General features: G+C 68.6%; 22 protein-coding genes. 11 read left to right on the top strand and 11 right to left on the bottom strand.

Annotated elements, in window-relative coordinates; all coding sequences use genetic code 11:
• The 4 genes from QF037_RS46330 (at position 1) to QF037_RS46345 (ending at position 4,155) form a co-directional block, all read left to right on the top strand.
• Complete coding sequence (locus QF037_RS46330; RefSeq protein ID WP_307036059.1) at positions 1-768, top strand: alpha/beta fold hydrolase; 768 nt, start codon at positions 1-3, stop codon at positions 766-768.
• A gap of 306 nt (positions 769-1,074) precedes the next feature.
• Complete coding sequence (locus QF037_RS46335) at positions 1,075-2,325, top strand: sugar ABC transporter substrate-binding protein (protein ID WP_307036061.1); 1,251 nt, start codon at positions 1,075-1,077, stop codon at positions 2,323-2,325.
• Positions 2,326-2,473: 148 nt separating this feature from the next.
• Positions 2,474-3,328 carry a carbohydrate ABC transporter permease gene (locus QF037_RS46340; protein ID WP_307037743.1) on the top strand — a complete coding sequence of 285 codons (855 nt, stop codon included), beginning with the start codon at positions 2,474-2,476 and terminating at the stop codon, positions 3,326-3,328.
• 11 nt (positions 3,329-3,339) lie between these two features.
• A complete protein-coding gene (locus tag QF037_RS46345) occupies positions 3,340-4,155 on the top strand; it encodes a carbohydrate ABC transporter permease (RefSeq protein WP_307036063.1) in 816 nt (271 codons plus the stop codon).
• A 204-nt stretch (positions 4,156-4,359) separates the two neighbouring features.
• Here QF037_RS46345 and QF037_RS46350 read toward each other — a convergent pair whose 3' ends face one another.
• The 7 genes from QF037_RS46350 to QF037_RS46380 form a co-directional block, all read right to left on the bottom strand.
• Positions 4,360-4,698 carry a GNAT family N-acetyltransferase gene (locus QF037_RS46350; RefSeq protein WP_307036065.1) on the bottom strand — a complete coding sequence of 113 codons (339 nt, stop codon included), beginning with the start codon at positions 4,696-4,698 and terminating at the stop codon, positions 4,360-4,362.
• 24 nt (positions 4,699-4,722) lie between these two features.
• Positions 4,723-5,712: a pirin family protein gene (locus QF037_RS46355; protein ID WP_307036067.1), complete on the bottom strand. Its 990-nt coding sequence runs from the start codon at positions 5,710-5,712 to the stop codon at positions 4,723-4,725.
• Positions 5,709-7,355, bottom strand: coding sequence for an MFS transporter (locus QF037_RS46360; protein WP_307036070.1), 1,647 nt, complete (start codon positions 7,353-7,355; stop codon positions 5,709-5,711). The genes QF037_RS46355 and QF037_RS46360 overlap by 4 nt, the downstream gene beginning before the upstream one ends.
• Before the next feature lie 166 nt (positions 7,356-7,521).
• A complete protein-coding gene (locus tag QF037_RS46365) occupies positions 7,522-8,259 on the bottom strand; it encodes a YoaK family protein (protein ID WP_307036071.1) in 738 nt (245 codons plus the stop codon).
• Entirely contained in the window at positions 8,240-8,764 is a 525-nt protein-coding gene (locus tag QF037_RS46370) for a DoxX family protein (protein ID WP_307036073.1), read from the bottom strand. Before QF037_RS46370 ends, QF037_RS46365 begins: the two co-directional genes overlap by 20 nt.
• Before the next feature lie 43 nt (positions 8,765-8,807).
• Positions 8,808-9,470 carry a hydrolase gene (locus QF037_RS46375; protein ID WP_307036075.1) on the bottom strand — a complete coding sequence of 221 codons (663 nt, stop codon included), beginning with the start codon at positions 9,468-9,470 and terminating at the stop codon, positions 8,808-8,810.
• A gap of 128 nt (positions 9,471-9,598) precedes the next feature.
• Positions 9,599-11,488, bottom strand: a complete 1,890-nt coding sequence (locus QF037_RS46380; RefSeq protein WP_307036078.1) for an amidohydrolase — start codon at positions 11,486-11,488, stop codon at positions 9,599-9,601.
• Between the two features lie 430 nt (positions 11,489-11,918).
• Between QF037_RS46380 and QF037_RS46385 the strand changes: the two genes are divergently transcribed.
• Positions 11,919-12,890, top strand: coding sequence for an alpha/beta hydrolase (locus tag QF037_RS46385; RefSeq protein ID WP_307036079.1), 972 nt, complete (start codon positions 11,919-11,921; stop codon positions 12,888-12,890).
• Between the two features lie 20 nt (positions 12,891-12,910).
• Complete coding sequence (locus QF037_RS46390) at positions 12,911-13,630, top strand: alpha/beta fold hydrolase (protein ID WP_307036082.1); 720 nt, start codon at positions 12,911-12,913, stop codon at positions 13,628-13,630.
• Between the two features lie 528 nt (positions 13,631-14,158).
• Here the strand turns inward: QF037_RS46390 and QF037_RS46395 are convergent.
• On the bottom strand, positions 14,159-14,434 hold the full coding sequence (locus QF037_RS46395; protein ID WP_307036084.1) for a hypothetical protein: 276 nt from the start codon (positions 14,432-14,434) through the stop codon (positions 14,159-14,161).
• A gap of 375 nt (positions 14,435-14,809) precedes the next feature.
• Here QF037_RS46395 and QF037_RS46400 point away from each other — a divergent pair, with 375 nt between their 5' ends.
• From QF037_RS46400 to QF037_RS46420, 5 genes are all read left to right on the top strand, one after another.
• Positions 14,810-15,385 (top strand): Dps family protein, encoded by a 576-nt coding sequence (locus QF037_RS46400; RefSeq protein ID WP_307036086.1) that lies wholly within the window; start codon positions 14,810-14,812, stop codon positions 15,383-15,385.
• Between the two features lie 656 nt (positions 15,386-16,041).
• Positions 16,042-17,409 carry a dihydrolipoyl dehydrogenase family protein gene (locus QF037_RS46405; protein ID WP_307036089.1) on the top strand — a complete coding sequence of 456 codons (1,368 nt, stop codon included), beginning with the start codon at positions 16,042-16,044 and terminating at the stop codon, positions 17,407-17,409.
• 50 nt (positions 17,410-17,459) lie between these two features.
• On the top strand, positions 17,460-18,611 hold the full coding sequence (locus tag QF037_RS46410; protein ID WP_307036091.1) for a low temperature requirement protein A: 1,152 nt from the start codon (positions 17,460-17,462) through the stop codon (positions 18,609-18,611).
• Between the two features lie 94 nt (positions 18,612-18,705).
• A complete protein-coding gene (locus QF037_RS46415) occupies positions 18,706-19,200 on the top strand; it encodes an alpha/beta fold hydrolase (protein ID WP_307036093.1) in 495 nt (164 codons plus the stop codon).
• Positions 19,201-19,331: 131 nt separating this feature from the next.
• On the top strand, positions 19,332-19,580 hold the full coding sequence (locus QF037_RS46420; protein ID WP_307036094.1) for an alpha/beta fold hydrolase: 249 nt from the start codon (positions 19,332-19,334) through the stop codon (positions 19,578-19,580).
• A 103-nt stretch (positions 19,581-19,683) separates the two neighbouring features.
• On the opposite strand, the gene QF037_RS46425 is transcribed toward QF037_RS46420, so the two are convergent.
• The 3 genes from QF037_RS46425 to QF037_RS46435 all read right to left on the bottom strand — a co-directional run bounded on the left by QF037_RS46425 (position 19,684) and on the right by QF037_RS46435 (position 22,105).
• On the bottom strand, positions 19,684-20,133 hold the full coding sequence (locus QF037_RS46425) for a DUF5709 domain-containing protein (RefSeq protein WP_307037744.1): 450 nt from the start codon (positions 20,131-20,133) through the stop codon (positions 19,684-19,686).
• A gap of 468 nt (positions 20,134-20,601) precedes the next feature.
• Positions 20,602-21,669, bottom strand: coding sequence for an SPFH domain-containing protein (locus QF037_RS46430; protein ID WP_307036096.1), 1,068 nt, complete (start codon positions 21,667-21,669; stop codon positions 20,602-20,604).
• 4 nt (positions 21,670-21,673) lie between these two features.
• Positions 21,674-22,105, bottom strand: a complete 432-nt coding sequence (locus QF037_RS46435; protein WP_307036098.1) for an NfeD family protein — start codon at positions 22,103-22,105, stop codon at positions 21,674-21,676.
• Positions 22,106-22,203: the final 98 nt, after the last annotated feature.

The raw sequence follows: 22,203 nt of genomic DNA on the forward strand, positions 1-22,203 counted from the left end.
GTGCACGGTCCCACCCCCTTACTGCCGACCATCGTGCTTGTGCACGGGGCGTTCACCGACGCCTCGTCCTGGGCGGGGGTCATCAGACTTCTTCACGCCGCCGGACTGACGGTGCGCGCCCCGGCGAACCCGCTGCGCGGCCTGGCGCAGGACGCCGCCTACATCAGGAGCGTGGTGTGCCACCTCAACGTCCCGGTCGTGCTGGTCGGCCACGGCTACGGTGGCGCGGTCATCACGCATGCCGCTACCGACGCCGACAACATCGTGGCGCTGTGCTACGTTGCGGCGTTCGCCCTCGACGCCGGAGAGTGCGTTGGGGACATCACGAACCGTTTCGCCCCGATGCCGGTGACCGACGCGACGGTCACCGTCGTCCTCCCAGGCCGGTCTCCCGCCGATCTGGACAGTGAGCTGTACATCCGTAAGGAACGGTTCCCGCAGGTGTACGCTGCCGACCTGCCGCCCAGCGTCACGGACGTCCTGTCCGTGACGCAACGCCCGATCGCCTGGAGCGCGCTGTCCGGAAGATCGGGCCCGCCGGCATGGGCCTCCAAGCCGTCCTGGTACGCCATCGCGACCGCCGACCGGATGCTCAACCCCACCGCTCAGCGCTTCATGGCACAGCGTATGGCGGCCACCGAATACCTGCTGGACGGTTCGCACGCCGTCGTGCTGTCGCAGCCCGGCGCCGTGGCAGCGATGATCCGGGAAGCCGCCGAACAGGGCACTGGTCGCGGTGACGGCGACGGGCCTCGACGAGCCTTGTGAGCGGACGACGGAGGTAACGGCAGAGTCTCGCCGGGTGCTGCGTCCTCCCCGAGCCGCTGTGTGGCGGGACGGTCACCGTCGAGCAGCTCAACGGCCGCAGCCCTGTCCTCGCGGCTGACCTGGGCGAACGCTGGGCTTGATGGTCACCGGGAAGAACCTGTTATAGACCGTTTTGTTACTGACCCAGGCGTCTTGGCCTCGTCACGTGCGCTTACGCTGACCGAGTCGTCACGGGACCCTCGCACCTCCTTCACCCCCCGAGACCGACATTCCGGCCACAGATGTCACTCGGGAACAGGCACCATCATGTTTTCACCGGTCAGACCGCCGACGCGGCGGATCGCCGCCCTCTTCGGATCCGTCGCCCTGGTACTGGCTGCCACCGGCTGCGGTGACGGAACCGGCGACGGATCCGCCACGGGCAAGGTCACCTCCATCACCGCGCTCGACTACTACACCGACGCAACCGAACACAGCCAGTGGAGCAAGCGGCTCACCGCCTGCGGCAAGAGCGTCGGCGTAAAGGTCGAGCACACCAGCGTTCCAGGCGCGTCGCTCGTCCCGAAGGTCCTGCAGCGGGCGTCGTCACGGACCCTTCCCGACCTGTTGATGCTGGACAACCCCGACCTGCAGCAGATCGCGCAGACCGGCGCGCTGACTCCACTGGACCAGTACGGCATCGACTCCAGCGGCTTCGCCGAGGGCATCCTGTCGGCGGGCACCTACAAGGAAAAGGTGTACGGACTGGCACCCACCGTCAGCACGATCGCGCTCGTCTACAACAAGGACATGCTCGCCGATGCCGGCGTAGCCGTGCCGAGGACCTGGGACGAGCTGAAGGCGGCGGCGGCCAAGCTGACCCGCCCGGGGCGCTACGGCATGGCGGTCGACGCAAACGCCACCTTCGAGGGCACCTGGCAGTTCCTGCCCTTCCTGTGGTCCAACGGCGGGGACGAGAAGGATTTGGACACCCCGCAGGCCGCGCAGGCACTCCAGCTGTGGGTCGATCTGGTGAAGAGCGGATCCATGTCGAAGTCGGTGCTGAACTGGACCCAGGCCGATGTCCACGACCAGTTCGTCGCCGGCAAGGCAGCCATGATGGTCAACGGCCCCTGGCGGATCCCCGCCCTGAACCAGGCCAAGAACCTGCACTGGGCGGTGGCACCCATACCCGTCCCCCGGGCGGGGCAGGCGCCTGTCACACCGCTCGGCGGTGAGGTGTGGACGGTCCCGCAGACCGGTTCCAAGGCCCGGCAGGAGAAGGCCGCCCAGGTACTGGCCTGCCTGAACGACTCCAAGAACATGCTCGCCCTGGCCGAGCAGTACTTCACCGTGCCCTCCCGCACCGCGGTGGCCTCCCAGTACGCCGAACAGGTCCCGTCGATGGCTGCCTTCGTCAAAACCGTTGAAGGGGCACGGGCCCGTACCCGCGAGCTCGGCGTCAAGTGGCCGAAGGCGGCGACCGGGATATACACCGCGATCCAGTCCGCGCTGACCGGGGAGCAGACACCGGAGGAAGCGCTCGAGGATGCGCAGCGGATCGCGACGGGTTCCTGATCTGTCCAGGGCCCTCCGGACCGGCACCGGGCAGGAAGCCGGCGCCGCCGACGCCGGGACCGGCACTCGTGCGACGGAGGACGAGGACGCGCGCCGCAGGGAGAGGGTCGTGGTCCGGGCACGCAGGTGGGAGTCCCTCGGCCAGGGGATGTTTATCGTGCCCGCGGCGGCATACCTTCTGATGTTCTTCGGTTACCCGATCGTCAAGAACATCGTGATGAGCTTCCAGCAGTACACGACCGCGACGTTCTACACCGGTGCCGCGCCGTTCGTGGGGCTGGAGAACTACTCAAGGATCCTGTCGTCGGACCTGTTCTCCAAGGTCTTGCTGACCACTGCCCTGTTCACCGTCGGGTCGCTGTTCGGGCAATTTGTGATCGGCCTGGCGTTGGCCCTGTTCTTCCAGCGGCGCTTCCCGCTCGGCGGCGTTCTGCGGTCCCTCCTATTGCTGCCGTGGCTGCTGCCGCTGGTCGTCTCCGGAACGACGTGGAGGTGGATGCTCGACACCGACTCCGGAGTCGTCAACAGCGCACTGAGCCACCTCCACCTGCTGTCGTCCGGCATCCCCTGGCTCACCGGCACCTCCCAGGCGCTCGTGTCGGTGATCCTGGTCAACATCTGGGTCGGGATCCCCTTCAACGCCGTGATCCTCTACGGCGGCCTACAGGACATCCCTACACATCTGTACGAAGCAGCGAAGCTGGACGGCGCCGGTCCGGTGAAGTCGTTCCGTCATGTCACCTGGCCACTGCTGCGGCCCGTGGTCAGCGTCGTACTGGTGCTGGGCGTCGTCTACACGGTCAAGTTGCTGGACATCATCCTCGTAGTGACGGGCGGAGGACCAGCCAACGCCACGGAGACCCTCGCCACCCAGTCCTACGAACTGTCCTTCCAGCAGTTCGAGTTCGGACGCGGCGCCGCGATGAGCAACTTGCTCATCGTCATCTCGCTCGTCTTTGCCCTCGTCTACCTGCGCGCCAACCGGCGCGCCCGGAACGCCTGAGAGGAGATCCTGTGAAGCGCGCGCCGAAGCGTGGCTGGCCGTCCACGATTGTCGGGATCGTCCTGCTCACGCTGATGCTGTTTCCCGTCTACTGGATGGTGAATGCCTCGCTGCAGCCGGCGGGCAACGCGCTGTACGGAGGCTGGTTCCCCTTTCACCCGGACTTCAGCGGTTACGCCACGGCAGTGCGCGATCAGGGACGCAACCTCGTCACCAGTTTCGTCGTGGCCCTCGGCAGCGTTGCGCTCAGCCTGGCGCTCGCCGCCCCGGCGGCCTACGCGCTGGCCCAGTTCCGCCTCCGAGGAACCAACCTCGTGCTCTTCGGCGTTCTGGTCACACAGATGGTGCCGAGCATCGTCGTGGCCAACGCGCTCTACAGCGCCTACAACGACCTGGGCCTCCTGAACTCCTACCTCGGACTGATCCTCGCCGACTCGACCGCCGGGGTCCCCTTCGCGATCATCATCCTGCGTTCGTTCATGCAGGGTATTCCCAGGGAGATCATCGACGCCGCGCGAGTGGACGGCGCGGGAAGGCTGCGCGTCTTCCGCTCCGTGGTGCTTCCGGTGAGTGCGAACTCGTTGATCACTACCGCCCTCTTCACCTTCCTCTTCACGTGGAGCGACTTCCTCTTCGCCCTCACGCTGACCACCACGGAGACCGTACGGCCGATCACCCTGGGCATCTACCAGTACATCGGCGCCCACACGAACCAGTGGAACGCCATCATGGCCACCGCCGTTCTGGCTTCCGTCCCGGCGGCCGTGCTGCTCGTCGTCGCTCAGCGCCACGTCGCCGCCGGCGTCACCAGCGGAGCCGTCAAGTGAGAGGGCGGTCCCATCTCCATGCCATGCGTCGGTGACCTGCCGACGGTCATCGCAGGTTCCAGCTGTAGACCCGGAGCAGTGTCACCGCCGGAGCAGGCGTGATGGCCGCCACAGCCCGGGGCATCGACCATCCTCCACGGTTGACCGGCGGTGCGACGAGGCGGGAGGACGCCTCCGCGCGGCCTCTCCCGATCGACTCGGCCGTCAGCCCGACTCCCTTTCCAGCCATTGCAGGACCTCCGGGGTCACCGGGTCGGTGATGTCGTTGAACTCCTCATGCAGGTTCAGGTACTTGGCCACATAGGGACAGACCGGCACGATGCGCTTGCCCGACCCGCGCACGTCGGTGAGTGCCTCATGGACCAGCTGCGCGGCCAGTCCCTGTCCGGTGAAGGCGTCGTCGACTTCCGTGTGGTAGAAGACCCGCTGCTCACCACGGTCGCGGTAGGCGGTCAGGCCGACGCGCTTTCCGTCGATAAGGATTTCGTATCGGTGTCGGTTGTCCACTCGCTCGACGGTCGGAGTGGCGGAAGGCTGGGTCATCGGGATCCTTTCGGTTGGTGCTGGTCAGGGGCGCGGTGGATTTCCGCGCGGTGCGATCACGGCGTTCGGCAGGGCCGGCGCGGGGAGACGGTCCCCGTCGTACCCCTCGACGGCGCCGAAGCGGTCGGAGGCGTTCTGCCAGTCCTCCCTGGCCCGGACGATCTCCTCATGGCTACGGCCGATGAAGTTCCACCACATGACGATCTGTTCGTCGAACGGCGTTCCGCCGAGCAGGACGGTCCGGGCTCTGTCGTCCGACTCGTTCGTCAGCGTCAACGCGTCGCTTCCGGTGTCGGTGTATCCCAACTCCGCAGGACGCAGAAGCGTGTCGGCCATGCGGACAGGCCCGTGGTCGACGAGAAGGCCGTGCTCGAAGCCGGGGTCGACGGCGAACGTGACGGCCGCGCGGGGCTCCAGGACGATCTCGGCACCGAGCAGGGGCGTGAAGGTCGGTACGGGGGAGACGTCGCCGGCGAAGGAGCCCAGGAACACCCTGATTTCGGCTCCGGCGATCCGTACGGGGCCGGGTACGTAGTGCTGAAAATCGCGTTCCGCGTACCTGTGCTGTTCGGGCAGCGCCACCCACAGCTGGACGCCGTGCAGGACCGTGGTTTGCGCGGTCGAGGCCTCCGAGTGGCTGATGCCGTACCCGCCCGTCATGAGGTTCAGCTCGCCCGGTCGTACCAGCGCGTGGCTTCCGAGACTGTCCCGGTGCTCGATCTCCCCGCCGAACAGCCAGCTCACCGTCTGCAGCCCGGTGTGCGGATGCGGGGCGACGTCCATGCCATCCGTGACGGCGACGTCGTCGGGGCCGTAGTGATCGGCGAAGCACCAGGCTCCGATCAGGGTCCGGCCGCGCTGCGGCAGTGTGCGCCGTACTTTCATCGCCCGTGGGCCGCCGAGGGGGACGTCCCGTGGGGCGAGTACGTCGATGTGCGGGACTCCCGCGCTCCGTTCGCCGTCGGCCGGTGTTCCGCGGTGCAACTCGGTTGGCTCTGTTTCGACGTTGCTCACTGAGCACCGCCTCCTTCCGGGACGACGGGTCCCGAGGACGTGTCGAAGGCATGGGTGACCTCTGGCCGGGTGCCGGGGACGAGGAGACGGCGTGCCCGCTCCTCGTAGCGGCGGTCGGTGAGGGTGAGCCTGTCGCTGTGCTGGGCGAGATGCTCTGACCAGGAGGCGACGAGGTAGTTCTCGATGAAGTGCCCGGAATCCAGTCCGTCCTGGTACAGACCCCATGTGAGCGCTCCGGTGCGCCGCCGGGAACGGGCGACGTGATCCATGCAGTCACTGAAGGCGGATCCGTTCCCCGGGGCGACGCGGTAGGAGACGGTGACCAGCACCGGGCCGACGGCCGGCCCGGGCTCGAACACCAGGGGCGGGACCGGCCAGTGCTCGGAGGGGGAGGGGTCGACGCCCTCCGACCCGTGCAGCGGCCAGCGACGCAGGCTGATGGCACTGACCAGCAGCAACGCGCTGCCGGCCAGGAGGGGGACGGCGAGCCCCAGCCGGTCGGCGAGGGCGCCCCACAGTGGCGCCACCAGCGCCTGGCCGCCTTGGAAGACAAGGAGATAGACGGCGAGGCCACGGGCCCTGACCCAGCCCGGAAGCCGCGTCTGCATGGCCGCGTTGAGGGTGGACAGGACCCCGATCCACGCCAGACCGGCGAACAGCAGCGCCACCGTCACGAGCCACGGGATGCGTACGGTGGCCAGGACCACCAGGACGCCCGCGAAAACCAGGGCACCGCTGCCGAGAGTGCCGTTGGCGCCGAGCACCCGGTTGCTGTGGGGCAGCACGAACGCCCCCGCCACCGCTCCGACGCCGACCGCGCCCAGGAGCAGCCCGTAGCCGCCCGAGCCCAGGTGCAGGGAGCGGCTCGCGACGAGCGGCAGCAGCGCCCACAGGGCGGAGCCACCAGGGATGAACAGGATCATGCGCAGGAGGACTCGGCGGATGCCCGGTGCATACCACACGTAGCGACGGCCTGCGTCGAGGGCGGTCAGCAGCTTCTCACCGCTGGGAGCGGGGACAACCGTCCGGGGAGGCCGCCAGAGCAGCAGGACGGCGGCGATGCCGAGATAGGAAGCGGCGTTGAAGGCGAATACCCACCCCGCGCCCGCCGCTGCCACGACCACTCCGCCCACGGCCGGTCCGAGGGCGCGGGCCAGATTCATGTTCACGCCGCCGAGCGCGGCGGCCTGTCCGAGCTGGCGGCGCTCCACCAGCTCCGGCTGGATCGCCTGCCAGGCCGGGCCCATCAACGCGCTGCCGCATCCCAGCAGGAAGGTGAGCACCAGCAGCAGCACCGGGGTGAGCGCGTCCGCGAACGCCAGCGCGGTCAGCGCGCCGGAGACCGCGAGCATGGCCAACTGCGCGGCCAGGAGCACCCGGCGACGGTCATAGCGGTCGGCGACCACGCCCGAGGGCAGAGCCAGGAGCACGACGGGCAGGCTGGAAGCCGTCTGGACGAGCGTCACCAGTGCCGCGTCGTGCCCGATCAGCAGCCACTGGGCGCCCACCATCTGCATCCAGCTGCCGATGTTGGAGACCAACTGGGCGATCCACAGCGCCCGGAAGACGCGCGCTGCGAGCGGCGCCCATGGCGAATCCGGCTTTGGAGACTGTGTCGGTGTGGAGGGTGGTGCGGGGCTCATGGGTGGTCCATGCGGGGTAGGTGCGGACGCTTGACGCCGGCAGATGTGCGTATGTCAGATGACTGTTGTCGTGTGGAAACCAGGACCGGCTCACCGGTCGTTGTTGACCGTCAGCGCGCAGGATGCGTTCCCGCGGCGCAGTGCCACCGGTGGGCCGGTGTGTTGTTCAGGGCCGCGGCCGGATCCAGGTGGCATCAGCGGTCGAGAGAAGGTGGGTGCTCACGGAGGTGACTGCGAGCAGCACAAGCGTCAGGCCCAGGGTGAGGACGAGATGGCCGTGCAGGACGAGCTGCGCTCCGACGAGGGCGCCGAGGAACATGGCCAGCACGGAGAGGACCCGGCGGCCGGGGCGTGGCGCCTCGCCGCCGGCCGGGGTGGAGTCCGCTGCCAGGCCCGTCAGGGTCAGGGTCAGGACGGTCGTGGTGAGGTCCGGAACGCCCAGGCGCCGGGCGACCGCGTTCTGCAGGCCCATGGCGAGTCCCAGGAACACGATCAGGGGGTACCGGACATCGGTGGTGACCTTGCCGTCCGAGACGGCGGCGACCACCAGGGCGACCGCGACCAGCACCGTCTGCACGGCCGACGCCGCGCGCAGCAGGTGCCCGCGGTGCAGGGCGAACCGAGTGCCGAGCCTTCCCCCTGCGAGCGCGCCGAGGAGGAATGCGGCCAACGAGACGACGGACGCGAGCGCGGACAGGCTCTCGGCGCCGGCCAGAGCGAACCCGAGGAAGACGACGTTGCCGGTCATGTTGGCGACGAAGACGTGCCCGAGCGCCAGGTAGCTCACGGCGTCGACCAGGCCGGTGGCCACCGTCAGGATCAGCATCAGGGGAGGCAGCGGGCCGTGGCGTTCCTCTCCGCGCGGTACCAGGGTGCGGACCGCGTCAGTCAGCAGCCTTTGCATATCGCTTCCCTTCCGTTGCGCCGGCCGGCCGGTGCAGCACCACGCGGGTGAGCAGCGCGCTCGCCGGCCCGATCACGATCACGACGACAGCGGCCCACACCGGCCAGGAGGTGACCCCCAGCGCGTGGTCCACGGACCACCGCCCGGCCCCGGTGAGGGCCAGTGCGGCGGAGACGACGATGAGGACGAGGGGGTATTCGTAACCGTCGTTCTGGACCCACAGCCCCTTGGGCCGTTTCACGGTGCCCGCGACCGTCATCACGCCCATGGCGACCATCGCCGCCAGGGGCGTGAGCAGGCCGACCGCCAGGAACAGGCCGGAACCGATCTGACTCGCTCCCGCGACGAGGGCGGTCAGCCGGCCGCCCCGGAAGCCGTCACGGCGGAACTCCTCGGTCCCGCCCGCCAATCCGTTGCCTCCGAGCCGGAAGGTCACCTTCTGCACCCCGTGCCCGGCGATGAGCAACCCCACCACCAGCCGGAGGACCAACAGTCCAGCGTCCATCGTGTTCCTGCCTGTTCCTGGCGTTCTTGTTCCGGTGCGGGGATCAGCCGGCGGCGTGGGCGCCGATGACGGCCTGCGCGTAGACCATGCCGAGGCCGTAGGTGCCGCCGTGCTCCTTGACCACGTCGCCCACGGCGGCGTACGTCTCGGTGCGGGCCCAGTCGCGCTGGAGCTCCAGGAGGACCTGCACCCAGGTGACCGGGATCGCGCCGCCCTGGACCATGCGCTGGATGGCGTGTTCGTGGGCCTGCGGGCTGACACCGCCGGACGCGTCGGTGACCACGTAGACCTCGTAGCCCTGGGCGATGGCGGAGAGCGCGGGCAGGACGACACAGACCTCGGTCCACAGGCCGGCGATGACGAGCTTGTTGCGGCCGGTGGCCTTGACCGCCTCGACGAAGGCGAGGTCCTCCCAGGCGTTCATCGTGCTGCGGTCGATGATCTTCTGGTCGGGGAAGACCGCCGCCAGCTGCGGCATGATCGGGCCGGAGAACGACTCGGCGGCCACGGTGCTCAGGACGACCGGCACGTCGAACGCCTTCGCGGACTTCGCCAGGCCCACCGTGGAGTTGATGATCGCGGTGCGGTCGCCGCTGCCGGTGCCGAAGAACATCTGCGGCTGGTGGTCCACGAACAGCACCGCGCAGTTGTCCGGGGTGAGCAGGTCGGGGCTGGGGGCGGCGGTGACGTTGGCGATGTTGACCATGGTGGTGAGCCTCTCTTGGTAAGGGGTGGCGCGGACTGCTGTCCGTGCCGTGGGAAGACCCGTCCGGTGGACGGAGCTGGTGGGTGTCCCGGAAGGGGCGGCACAAGGGCCAGGCACCTTCCGGGAGTTCAGAGGAAGCAGGGATCGAACGGAATGCTCACGGCGCCCGGGGTAAGGCCGCGCGCGATGCGCCACTGGCGGTGCTGCTCCGACTCGGCGACGGCCTGTCCGAGCAACTCCGCCTGGTGGGCGCCGGGAAGGGCCGCCCGATGGGACGCCTGGTAGCCGCCGAAGTGCGCCACCGGGCTCCAGGCCGGGCTGACGGGGGGCAGTTCCTCGTCGAGCCCCTCGTACTCGGCAGTGGCGTAGACGATCCGGCCGCCGGTCACCGTCAGCAGCGACTCGATGTGCGCGATGTCCGGCTCGGGCACGGCGAAGTAGTCCTCGGACAGCACCGCCAGGTCCGCGTAACATCCCTGCCGCAGCACGCCCTTGACGTCGTCCTCGCCGGTCAGTGCGGCGCCGGCGCGGGTGAACATCGCCAGCGCCGTCTGCCGGTCGACGCGGTTCGTCGGCGGGCGCAGGGTCAGATCGCCGACGGTGCGGCCGCTGACCAGCCAGTGCAGGGCGACCCAGGGGTTGTAGGTGGAGACCCGGGTGGCATCGGTGCCGGCGCCCACGGTCAGACCGCGGTCCAGCATGGCTCGGATGGGCGGGGCGTCCGCGGCGGCTCCGGGGCCGTAGCGCCGTAGGAACGCCTCGCCCTGGAAGGACAGGCGGTTCTGCACGGACATCGCTCCGCCGAGGGCGGCGACACGGTCGAGGCTGTCTGGGGAGACGGTCTCCGCGTGATCGAACAACCACCGGTTGCCGGCCGGGAAGAGCCCTTCCGCGGCGAGCTTCTCGAACACCGCGAGATCGCGGCGGATCGTCTCGTCATACGTGGCGTGCAGGCGGAAGCCCCACCCGTTCTCCATGAGCAGGCGCACCGCCTTCTCGAACTCCGCCTCGTAGTCAGGGGCGTGCTCCGGACGCGGCTGCGCGAAGTTCTCGAAATCCGCCGCTGCCCAGGTGAGGTTCTCGCCCGCACCGTTCAGCCGCAGCCATTCGTCCCCGTCCTCGGGGCGGGCCATTTCGACCCAGCGGGCGAGATCGTCGATTTCCTGACCCGCAGTTTGCGGAAACAGGTGATAGGCGATACGCAGCGACAACTGTCCGGCCTTGGCCAGTTCGATGACGGTGGCGTAGTTGTCAGGGAAGTTCTGGAAGCCGCCGGCGGCGTCGATCGCCGAGGTAAGACCGAATCTGTTCAATTCGCGAAGGAAGTGCCGGGTGGAGGTCCTCCGGTCCTCCTCGCTCTCCAGCACCGGCGCCTTGGCCAGGGTCGAATACAGAATGAGGGCGCTGGGAGCGGCCAGCAGCATGCCGGTCGGTTCCCCGTCCCGGCCCCGCACGATCTGCCCGCCCTTGGGGTCAGGGGTGTCCTTGGTGAAGCCGGCGGCCTTGAGCGCCGCCCGGTTCAGCACGGCCGACTGGTACAGGTGCAGGACGAACACCGGTGTGTCAGGGGCGGCGCTGTTCAGTTCGGCGACGGTCGGCAGTCGGCGTTCGGCGAACTGCTCGGCCGACCAGCCCCCGACCACCCGCACCCATTGGCCCTTCGGGGTACGAGCGGCCTGCTCACGCAGCATCGCCAGGCCCTGACGCAGGCTGCGTACGCCGTCCCAGCGCAGTTCCAGTACGTAGTTGAGGCCTCCGCGGATCACGTGCAGGTGGGCGTCGTTGAGGCCGGGGATCACCCGTCGCCCGAGCGCGTCGACCACCTTCGTGCCCGCGCCGATGTGGGGAGCCACGTCCTTGTCGTCACCGACGACCGTGATGACGCCGTCGTGGATGGCGAGCGCCTCCGCGTGCGGGCGGCCCGGGTCGCCGGTGTGGACCTTCGCGTTGCGGACGACGAGGTCCGCGGCATTGTGGACGGCCTGCGGAACCAGTCCGCCGACGGGCATGGTTGGCATCTCTTGCAATCCCCTCCGGGAGAACGACTTCGACTCGAGTCATGACGGGTAGCGGCGGACTTTGGTGATTTCGTCCCGCTCGCTCACCCGTTTGCTCGAATCGAACCGAGCGAATTCCACCGACACTCGTCGTGCCCTGAGAACGAGGACAGGCCCGGTGTGTGAGGGGCCGCGGTTGCTTCGCCATCACGATAGGCACGGCAGATGTGCCCCCATGTTCTGCCTGTGCACAGGACTTGTTCTTTCAGTGCACTGGCTCATCCATGCTCTGAATGGGATCTGAACGGGAGGGGAGAGGCTCGAAGGCAACCGTGCACTGAGAGGAAAGCAGCCGTGCGCCTGTGGGCAATTGCCGTGTGCTCGGTGGTTTAGCGTGGCGGCCTTATTGCCGGAAGGGCCGGCTTCTCCATGACCATTCCAGGAGATTCACATGTCCGATGCCATCCAGCCGGTACAGCCGCTGTTGGAACCCGCGGCAGCCGCTTTCGCGAAGGCGACCGCCAATCCGCCGTACCTGTTCGACCTGCCCCCGACGGAAGGGCGCAAGGCCGTCGACGAGGTGCAGTCCGGCGAGATCGACAAGCTGGCCGTCGACGAGGAGTGGATCACCGTCTCGGGCGGGCCGACAGGCAGCGTCCGGGCGCGCATCGTCAAGCCCGCCGGCGCCGAGGCCACCCTCCCCGTGATCATCTACATCCACGGCGCGGGCTGGGTGTTCGGCAACGCCCACACCCACGACCGCCTGGTGCGGGAACTCGCCGTCGGCGCGGGCGCCGCCGTGGTCTTCCCCGAGTACGACCTGTCGCCCGAGGCCCGCTACCCGGTCGCCATCGAGCAGAACTTCGCGGTCGCGCAGTGGGTCGTTCAGCAGGGTGCGACGAAGGGGCTGGACGCCGCCCGCATCGCGGTCGCCGGTGACTCGGTCGGCGGCAACATGGCCGCCGCGCTGACGCTGATGGCCAAGGAGCGCGGCGGCATTCCGCTGGTGCAGCAGGTGCTGTTCTACCCGGTCACCGACGCGAGCTTCGACACCGGCTCGTACCACCAGTTCGCGGAGGGCTACTTCCTGCGCCGCGACGGCATGCAGTGGTTCTGGGATCAGTACACGACCCAGGAGGCCGAACGGGCGCAGATCACCGCTTCCCCGCTGCGGGCCACCACCGAGCAGCTCGCGGGTCTCCCGCCGGCCCTGGTCATCACCGGCGAGGCCGACGTGCTGCGCGACGAGGGTGAGGCGTACGCCAGCAAGCTGCGCGAGGCGGGCGTTCCGGTCACCTCGGTCCGCTTCCAGGGCATCATCCACGACTTCGTGATGCTCAACGCCCTGCGCGAGACCCACGCTGCCGAGGCTGCCATCACGCTGGCCACCGGCACCCTGCGCGCTGCCCTGCACACCGCCTGAAATCGAGGAGACACCCCGAAATGACCACGACCGCGCCCACCGTCGTTCTCGTCCACGGCGCCTTCGCCGACTCAGCCAGCTGGTCCGGCGTCATCGCCGAACTGCAGGCCCACGGCATCCCCGTGATCGCCCCGCCCAACCCGCTGCGCGGCCTCGCCGCCGACGCCGCCTACGTCGCCTCCGTGGCCGCCCAGATCGACGGCCCCGTGGTGCTGGTCGGCCACTCCTACGGCGGCGCCCTCATCACCGTGGCCGGCGTCACGGAGAACGTCGTCGGGCTCGTCTACGTCGCCGCCTACGCCCTGGAGGAAGGCGAGAGTCTCGGCGAACTGCAGGGCCGCTTCCCGCTCTCCCCGCTGGCCAGCAACCTGAAGCAATGGACGTACCCCGTTGAGGGCGGTGACCCCGCGGTCGAGGTCACCATCGCCGCCGACGCCTTCCCGTCGATCTTCGCCGCCGACGTGCCCGCCGACGTCACCAAGGCCCTGGCCGTGGCCCAACGGCCGCTGGCCGCCGCGGCCTTCGAGGAGACGGCCGCCGCGGCCGCGTGGAAGACCAAGCCGTCCTGGGCCCTGGTGGCCGGAGCGGACGAGGCGATCAACCCCGAGGTCGAGCGGTTCGGCGCCAAGCGCGCCGGGGCGACCGTCGTCGAGATCGAGGGCGCGTCGCACGCGGTCGCCGTCTCCCAGCCCAAGGAGGTGGCCGACCTGATCCGCGAAGCGGTACGGGCGACGAGCTGACCAGCGGCACACCGGATGCGCGGACGAACTCGTTTCGTCCGCGCAGCCGTGTTTCCACCTCGATGCCGCACTCGCCCGATCCGGTCGCCCGCCGTGACCACGACGACCAGGGCCGCTGCCAGCAGGCCGGCGATCACGGCTGGCGCCGAGGAGTGCCCGGCCACCAGAACAGCGACCGCTACAGCGGGAAACGCAAGGTGTTCGGCCCCGCTCTGCTGGTTGCGGCCGGACGTGTACGGCCCAGACGGTGATCAGGAGGATCGCCGCCGGCACGGTGATCGCGAGACCCGCCGCCGGTGACGGGACATTGGTGCGCCGCGTGATCAGCTTGGCGTACGCCGCCAGGCCGGCCCCGGTCACCACTGTGCTCAGGCTCGCGGACGCCTGCGCCACCGCTATGAAGCACAGGTCGAAGAGGAGTTCCAGCGACGTGGCTCCTGTGCGGCTCACCGGGGTCCCGGCCCGGCATGACGCCGCCGGATCCCCCGTACCCTCGTCCGGCTCACCGCGTACGCCCCGGGAGGCGGCTCAGCGAAGGGCTCCCAGAGCGGCTTCCACAGTCCGGTGGATGGTGGGGTAGGTGTAGTGCCCGGTGAGCCGTCCCGTTCCGCGTACAAGCCGGCCGCCCTTCGCCGCGAGCCGGTCGGCGGCCACCTGATCGTTCCAGTCGTCGGTGGCCTCGCCCCGGATACGTCCGGCAACGCGGCTCCAGTCGGGAGTCACCCTTACTTCACCGGCAAGGGAGGGTGCACGGCCTGCCTCGGCGAGCAGGTTCCCGGCACGGATCATCATCTTGCTGGGCACGCACCCCCAGTACGGACACTCGCCCCGACCAGTTCCGCCTCGATCCCCACCACCTCTACCCGGCTTCTGCCAGCGCCCCCGCGACGTACTCGCCTCCGGGTCCCAGGCCAAGGACGACCATGTCGGCCTGCTCGCTCACAGTCATGCCTCTCCTTGGTGCTCGTCGGCTCACGCCGTCCGCGAGAGGCTAGAGGCGGCGATGCACCGGGCCGTGCCCGCTGGCGCACGGAGACTTGCTGAAGAACGAACACGGGGCACAGCCCCGTCGACCCGTGCGCTGCTGAGCACCTTCACATGCGCTCCTGGGCAACGAGTCCGCCGCGCCGGCACCTAGCGTCACCTGTGCAAACACAGAGCAGACGCAGGAGGCGGATCATGACCATCAGCTCGCAGCACGTGAGCAGTCAGCCACGGCTGCATCAGAAGGGCGCGATCATCCAGGAGTTCGGGACGGTCAAGCAGTTCCCGCTCGGCCTGTCCTACGAAGCCCGTATGTACTCCTGTCAGCGGCTCAACAAAGTCCTGGCGGACACGCAGATCCTCTACGGCCTCTACAAGAAGCACCACTGGCTGATGCGCGGGGCGACCTTCTACCAGCTGCACCTGGTGCTGGACAAGCATGCGGGGGAACAACTCGAACTCGTCGACACCCTCGCCGAGCGGGTCCAGACCCTGGGCGGTGTCGCGGTGGGAGACCCCCGGCACGTCGCCGAGATCACCTCGATCCCCCGGCCCCCGGACGGCGTGGAGGAGGTGCCGGCCATGCTGTCACGGCTGCTGGAGGCCCACGAGGCCATCCTCATCGAGTCCCATGACGCGGCGGCCCGCATTGGGGAGTTGGGCGACGACGGTACCAACGACCTCCTCGTCTCACAGGTGATCCGGACCGGCGAACTCCAGGCGTGGTTCCTGGCCGAGCATCTGGTGGACACCCCCCTGGTCCGTGCCTGAACGGGTGTGAGCCGCTGTTGATCACGGCGGCGGCTCGGCGCGAGCAACTCCACGTCGCGCCGTTACGTGCGTGGATCCGCGGTTGATGGAGCCGGTCGTCCCGGTAGCAGTCACCTCGGCTCCATGCCTACGGCCCAGCGGCTGCACGCGGGTCACTCCGCCGTGCCAGTGGTGCGCGGGCTCTTTTGGCGGGAACCGGGCACCGGCCTCTCTTCGACCGTACAACGCACCAGGTTGCGGTGCCGCCGAGCGAAGCGCGTCGCGCGAGCGTGCGGGTAGCGCGGGCGTGCGTGTAGCGCGGGCGGCGTGCACTGACGATCAGCAAATTTCGACGTCATACGATGCGGGCCCGACTACGTGTTCGAACGGCGTGCCTTCGGTGGGGCAGACACTGACGATGCCCCGAGCCGCATGTCGACTGTCGCGGTGATCAACCCCCGCCAAACGACATCAGGGCGTGGATCGACGCCTGGAATCACAACTCCAGGCCGTTCGCCTGGACCTGGCCGACTACCTGACCAAAGTCGGTGCTGGGCCTGCGACAACTGACCAAAACTAAACGCAGCATTTCCGGCGCATCACACAGGGGCCCGTCCGGCCGATCTAGCGTCAGCGGGACAGTCCATGCCCGGAGAGCCGGTGGAACCAGGAGAGGCATGAGCGCGAACGAGCAGGCGGATGTGGTGGTCGTCGGGCTGGGGCCGGGCGGTGAGTATGTCGCGGGCACGCTGGCCGAAGCGGGTCTGGACGTCGTGGGGATCGAGGCGGAACTCGTCGGAGGCGAGTGTCCGTACTGGGGGTGCGTGCCCAGCAAGATGATGATCCGTGCCGGGAACCTGCTCGCCGAGGCAGGCCGTGCACCCTCCCTTGCCGGTGAAGTAAGGGTGACTCCCGACTGGAGCCGCGTTGCCGGACGTATCCGGGGCGAGGCCACCGACGACTGGAACGATCAGGTGGCCGCCGACCGGCTCGCGGCGAAGGGCGGCCGGCTCGTCCGCGGGACGGGTCGCCTCGCCGGGCCGCGCCGTGTGACGGTCGGTGACCGCACGTTCGAGGCTCGGCGCGGTGTCGTGCTGGCCACTGGTACCCGGCCCCGGATCCCACCGGTGCCGGGTCTGGAAGGAACGCCGTACTGGACCAACCGGGACGCGATGGGGGCCAAGGAACTGCCCGCGTCCATGGTCGTGCTGGGCGGGGGTGCCATCGGCGTGGAACTCGCCCAGGTCTTTGCCCGCTTCAAGTGTGCGGTCACCGTGGTGGAGGGGCAGGACCGGCTGCTGTCGCAGGAGGAGCCGGAAACAGGGGCATTGGCCGAGAAGGTCCTGCGGGAGGACGGTGTCACCGTTCTCACCGGTGCCCGGGCGCGGCAGGTCAGCCATGACGGCACCGCGTTCACCGTCCGTCTCGAAGGCGATGAGCAAGTGCTGAGTGGTGAACGGCTACTGGTCGCCACCGGACGCCAGGCCGACCTGACTCCGCTGGCAGTCGACTCGGTGGGGCTCGATCCGACGGCGGGAACCGTGCCCACGGACGGGCAGATGCGGGCCGGGGAGGGGTTGTGGGCGGTCGGCGACATCACCGGCCGGGGCGCCTTCACCCATGTGTCGATGTACCAGGCGGAGATCGCCGTCCGGGACATCCTCGGCCGGCCGGGTCCCGACGCCGACTACCGGGCGCTGCCCCGCGTCACTTTCACCGATCCGGAGGTCGGGGCAGTAGGCCTGACGGAACGTCAGGCGCGCGCGCAGGGGCTGGCGGTGCGCACCAGCGTGGTGACCATCGCTTCCTCTACGCGCGGCTGGATCCACGGGCCGGGCAACGAGGGGTTCATCAAGCTCGTCGAGGACGCCGACCGGGGCGTGCTGATCGGCGCGACCTCGGCGGGGCCGGTGGGCGGCGAGGTGTTGTACGGGCTGAACGTGGCCGTCCATGCCGAGGTACCCGTCGACCGGCTTCAGCACATGATCTATACCTATCCCACCTTCCACCGGACGATCGAGGCGGCCCTGGGAGCCCTCCGCTGAACCGCGCCCTGATCATGCAGGCGGACCCGGGTGCCAGGCGGTGGCGCACCATGGTGGGCCGCAACCCCGGCGAGCCGCACCGGTCCGCCACCTCGCTGGAGCTCTTCTTCGACCTGTGCTTCGTCGTCGCGGTGGCGCAGGCGTCCACGAGCCTGCGCGGGACGCTGGAGGCAGGGGACTACGCCGGCGGTGCGCTGCGTTTCGCGCTGGTCTTCTTCACGATCTGGTGGGCGTGGATGAACTTCACCTGGTTCGCCTCCGCCTACGACCCGGACGACGTCCCGTACCGGCTGACGGTGCTGGTGCAGATCACGGGCTCGCTCGTCCTGGCCGCCGGAGTGGCCCGGGCGTTCCAGGAGGGCGATCTGCGGGTCATCACCCTGGGATACGCGCTGCTGCGCACGGCTCTGGCCGCGCTGTGGCTGCGTGCCGCACGGTCGGACACCGGTCGGCGGCGCACCGCTCTTCGCTTCGCCACCGGGGTGGTGGTCTGTCAGGTCGGCTGGATCGGACTGCTCTTCGTCCCGGATTCGGCTCGGCTGACGAGCATCATGGTGATGATCGTTGCCGAACTCTCCGTCCCCGTGTGGGCCCAGGCTGTCGGGATGACACCGTGGCATCCGCACCACATCGCCGAGCGCTACGAACTCTTCACCCTCATCGTGCTTGGGGAGTCCGTCGCGGCCGCCACCGGAGCGGTCCGCAGCGCCTTCGACCGGCATCATGACGCCGGTGCGCTGTATGCACTGGCGGCAGGCGGTCTGCTCATGGTCTTCGCCATGTGGTGGCTGTACTTCGCGCGGCCGGCGCACACCCTCCTCGCCACGACGCACCAGGCACACCGAAAGAGATTCACCTGGGCCTACGGCCATTACCTGATCTTCGCGGCGGCGGCCGCTGAGGGAGCAGGCCTCGCGGTGTACGCGGACCACATCACAGGTCGCACCCATATGTCGCCACTGGTGGCAGGTGCCGCGGTCACCATTCCGACAGCGATCTTCCTGATCAGCCTGTGGGCCGTACACGTCCGTCCTCACCAGACGACCCGGTTCGAACAGCTTCCGTTTCCCGCTGCCGTCGCCCTCATCCTGACGGCCGCTCTCTCACCGGCACCGGCGCTCGCCGCCGGTCTGGTGCTGGCGGCTGTGGTCGTCGTGATGACGGTGACCGATCCGACCCGGCGAGTGCGGGAGAGGGAATGAACAGGCCTCGCGGACAGGAGGCGTTCGTCGGCCATCTGGCGCCGGGACCGGACCGGCGCCCCGTCCATCCCTTCGATTCCACGAGCGAGCACTCATGCCAGAACTGACAGACATCACACAACACACCGCCGAACTCAACGGGATCAAGCAGCACTGGGTCAGCGCCGGACAGGGACCGCCGGTCTACCTTCTGCATGGCTTCCCAAAGACCTGGTACGGCTGGCGGAAGCAAATCCCCATGCTGGCCGAGCAGTTCACGGTGATCGCGCCGGACCTTCGCGGCTACGGTGACACCTACAAGCCCGCGTCCGGACACGACAAACGAACCATGGCCAACGACGTCATCGCGCTGATGGACCATCTCGGCCATGAGCGGATCGCCCTGATCGGCCATGACCGCGGGGCACGCGTCGGCACCCGGTTCGCCAAGGACTACCGTGTCCGGATCGACCGGTTCGTGGCCATGGACAACATCCCCACCCGGGTCATCGCCGAGACCTACGACGTGAACCTCGCCCGGCAGGGTTATTGGTTTTTTCACCTTCCTCGGCGTGCCCGACCTACCCGAGGCGTTGATCGCCGGGCGTGAGGAGATCTGGCTCACCCATTTCTACCGGAGCTGGTCGTACAACCCGGACATGCTCACTCCGGAGGAGATCGCAGTCTATGTACGCGCCTACCAGCAGCCGGGGGCAGTGCGGGGATCTTGCATGGACTACCGTGCGGCGCCAGGACGTCGCCCAGGACCGCGAGGACGCCGACCAACTCATCGACTGCCCGGTGCTGACCATGTGGGGCGAGGACTTCAGCGCCGTCGGACAGGCCTACGACGTCCTGGACGTCTGGAAGGGGCTGGCCCGGAACGTCCGGGGTGTGCCCATTCCCCAGTGCGGACACCTCTGCCAGGAGGAGCGCCCCGACGTCGTCAACGGAGAACTCCTCGACTTCCTGGCGGACTGGAACGGCTGATCCGACCGGTCCACCTGAGCACGGCGAGCGCAGGACGGGGGCGACGCAGGATTGGGGCCGGGTCCGAGCGGGCACCGGCCCTCGTCCTGCGCTCACCGTCCCCTCAGTAGGTCTCGGAATCGGGGATCAGATGTATCGCGGCCTCCTCAGCCGATGTCCCGGCGCCGTCCAGACCCATGTCAGAAGCGATCAGGTCGGATTCGGTGTTCCCATGACTGCCCTCGTCCGGCGCGACCAGCCGTCCGGCGCGCTCGTCTCCAACCTCGTAGTCGATGAGCTCACCGTCTGTGTCCCAGGTGTCCCCGATATCGTCGCCCTCCGGGACGCCGATGTCCGGCAACTCCTCGGAGAGACGCTCGTCCAGGCTCTCCCCCCGCCGCTGCTCCGACGCCGTGACGCCGGTGTGCTCCACGCCCCAGGGCTTCTCCGGGGGCGAGTAGCCCTCGTCCAGGGCCTGGTCGCCGGCCCGGTAGTCCAGGGTGTCCGACGCGTCGAGCAGCCCTGCGCCGTCCTGCACCTCGGAACCGTCCGGCTGGTAGACATCGTCACCCATCGCTTCGTCGGCCACTTGCGCTCCATCGTTGTTCGGGGGCCGGAGGGCTGGGGGTAGCCCCCTCACCAAGCCCGTCTACTGCACCCCGCCGTCCCGGCGAAGACGGTGACGGGCCACAAGTGTCCCGTCCTGGCTCTCTCGTCACTTCCCCAGAAGTTGGAATCGTGCGCTCCTGAGCAAGAAGCGGGCGCGCGGAGGAGGCCGCCCGCTGGCGGTCCGTTCCCGGGGCGCCGCGAGTTGGGCGCTGGGGGGTGTTCGTCCGATCTGCGCTTCGACTGAGGTGGCCACGACAGGGTCTTGGTAATCACGGGAGATCTGCGCGCAGGGCTCTCTCAGGCAACCTCTCGTGCATTTCTCGACACGGTGCTCCTTATTTGCAGGCCTTACGGTCATTCACACGGTATCCGCGCCTAGTACTGCTTCAGAGCAAGCGCCTGCGAACGGGCCGTGGTCTCCCACCGCGGCCCGTCATGTCCGGCCGTTGTCACCCTGTCCGTCAGCGGGGACATGGGACGGGAGGGCGTCGGGGGTGGCGCGGTGGTCGGCCTTGGCCGCGTCCGCGAGGGCCGCGGCGGCGGCTTCTGCGGCCTGAGCCGTGTCATCAGCGGCCCTTTCCGCACTGTCGTCCGAGGGTTTCTCGCGGGTGGCCGGCGACTGGGGCAGCACCTCGGTGAAGGCGCGGGACATGCCCTGGAGTGCGGAGGTGATCTCGCTGGGGATCACCCAGAAGTTGTTGCCCGAGCCCTGCGCGAGTTGGGGCAGCGTCTGGAGGTACTGGTAGGCGAGCAGCTTGGGGTCGGGGTCGTTGCGGTGCACGGCCTGGAAGACCTCGTCGATGGCCCGGGACTGGCCCTCGGCCGTGAGGATCGCAGCGGTGCGGTTGCCCTCCGCGCGCAGGACAGCGGCCTGTTTGTCGCCTTCGGCGGTGAGAATCTGCGACTGGCGCTGCCCCTCGGCCCCGAGAACCGCGGCCCGCTTGTCCCGCTCGGCTCGCATCTGCTTCTGCATCGCGTCCTTGATGGTCTGCGGAGGGTCGATGGCCTTGATCTCCACCCGGTTGACCCGCAGTCCCCACTTGCCGGTGGCCTCGTCCAGCACGCCACGGAGCTGGCTGTTGATGGTGTCCCGTGAGGTGAGGGTCATTTCCAGGTCCATGGATCCCACGACGTTGCGCAGGGTGGTGACGGTGAGCTGCTCGACCGCCTGAAGGAAATTCGCGATCTCGTAGAAAGCCGCTCGCGGGTCGGTGACCTGAAAATACAGAACGGTGTCGATCTCGACGACCAGATTGTCCTCGGTGATCACCGGCTGAGGTTCGAAGGAGACGACCTGTTCCCGTAGATCGATCACCGGATGAACGCGGTCGATGTACGGGATGACGAGGCTGAGGCCGGGGGTGAGGGTCCGGTGGTATCGGCCGAGCCGCTCGACATTGCGAGCGCGCGCCTGGGGCACGATACGGACTGCCCGCACCACGGTGAAAACCGCGATCAGCGCGACGATCAGGCCGGCAATGAGGAACGCCGAGGTTTCCATGGTTTCAGTCCCGTGGGTAGACGATCGCGGTGGCGCCGCTGATCTCCATGACGTCGACGGTCTTTCCAGGCGGAATCACCAGCGTCTCGTCGTAGGCGCGGGCCGTCCACTCCTCGCCGTCGATACGGACCCTGCCATCCAAGCCCGTCACTTCCGAGACGACATAGGCAGCCCTGCCGACCAGTGCGTCCACGCCGAACCGCTCCACCTGAGGCTGGAGCACGTGGCGCACCGCGATGGGACGTACGAACACCACGGTGACTGTGGCGACGACGGCAAACACCAGGAACTGAAAGGGCGCCGGCAGTCCGACCGCAGCGGACCCCGCCGTGACCAACGCGGCCACACTCAGCATTCCGAGCGCAGCGGTAAGGGTGACGATCTCCGCCACAGCCAACACGGCTGCGATGATCAACCAGATCAGCCATGGATCCATAGCGTGCCTCTTCTGACCGGTGCGGGCGCGGAAGGGCTTGGCCTCACCATTGGACCCCGACACCGGACATCGGCGATACCCCTGGTAAAGGAAACCCG

It is taken from the genome of Streptomyces canus, from assembly GCF_030815415.1.
In the GTDB taxonomy this organism is placed as follows: Bacteria; Actinomycetota; Actinomycetes; order Streptomycetales; family Streptomycetaceae; genus Streptomyces; species Streptomyces canus_F.

Excerpts from the sequence above, each read along its gene's own strand:
- QF037_RS46335 (WP_307036061.1), top strand. The coding sequence starts at position 1,075 with ATGTTTTCACCGGTCAGACCGCCGACGCGGCGGATCGCCGCCCTCTTC.
- QF037_RS46340 (WP_307037743.1), top strand. The coding sequence starts at position 2,474 with ATGTTTATCGTGCCCGCGGCGGCATACCTTCTGATGTTCTTCGGTTAC.
- QF037_RS46390 (WP_307036082.1), top strand. The coding sequence starts at position 12,911 with ATGACCACGACCGCGCCCACCGTCGTTCTCGTCCACGGCGCCTTCGCC.
- QF037_RS46405 (WP_307036089.1), top strand. The coding sequence starts at position 16,042 with ATGAGCGCGAACGAGCAGGCGGATGTGGTGGTCGTCGGGCTGGGGCCG.
- QF037_RS46430 (WP_307036096.1), bottom strand. The coding sequence starts at position 21,669 with ATGGAAACCTCGGCGTTCCTCATTGCCGGCCTGATCGTCGCGCTGATC.
- QF037_RS46385 (WP_307036079.1), top strand. The coding sequence starts at position 11,919 with ATGTCCGATGCCATCCAGCCGGTACAGCCGCTGTTGGAACCCGCGGCA.
- QF037_RS46350 (WP_307036065.1), bottom strand. The coding sequence starts at position 4,698 with ATGACCCAGCCTTCCGCCACTCCGACCGTCGAGCGAGTGGACAACCGA.
- QF037_RS46370 (WP_307036073.1), bottom strand. The coding sequence starts at position 8,764 with ATGGACGCTGGACTGTTGGTCCTCCGGCTGGTGGTGGGGTTGCTCATC.
- QF037_RS46360 (WP_307036070.1), bottom strand. The coding sequence starts at position 7,355 with ATGAGCCCCGCACCACCCTCCACACCGACACAGTCTCCAAAGCCGGAT.
- QF037_RS46435 (WP_307036098.1), bottom strand. The coding sequence starts at position 22,105 with ATGGATCCATGGCTGATCTGGTTGATCATCGCAGCCGTGTTGGCTGTG.
- QF037_RS46415 (WP_307036093.1), top strand. The coding sequence starts at position 18,706 with ATGCCAGAACTGACAGACATCACACAACACACCGCCGAACTCAACGGG.
- QF037_RS46375 (WP_307036075.1), bottom strand. The coding sequence starts at position 9,470 with ATGGTCAACATCGCCAACGTCACCGCCGCCCCCAGCCCCGACCTGCTC.
- QF037_RS46380 (WP_307036078.1), bottom strand. The coding sequence starts at position 11,488 with ATGCCAACCATGCCCGTCGGCGGACTGGTTCCGCAGGCCGTCCACAAT.
- QF037_RS46425 (WP_307037744.1), bottom strand. The coding sequence starts at position 20,133 with ATGGGTGACGATGTCTACCAGCCGGACGGTTCCGAGGTGCAGGACGGC.
- QF037_RS46365 (WP_307036071.1), bottom strand. The coding sequence starts at position 8,259 with ATGCAAAGGCTGCTGACTGACGCGGTCCGCACCCTGGTACCGCGCGGA.
- QF037_RS46400 (WP_307036086.1), top strand. The coding sequence starts at position 14,810 with ATGACCATCAGCTCGCAGCACGTGAGCAGTCAGCCACGGCTGCATCAG.
- QF037_RS46410 (WP_307036091.1), top strand. The coding sequence starts at position 17,460 with ATGGTGGGCCGCAACCCCGGCGAGCCGCACCGGTCCGCCACCTCGCTG.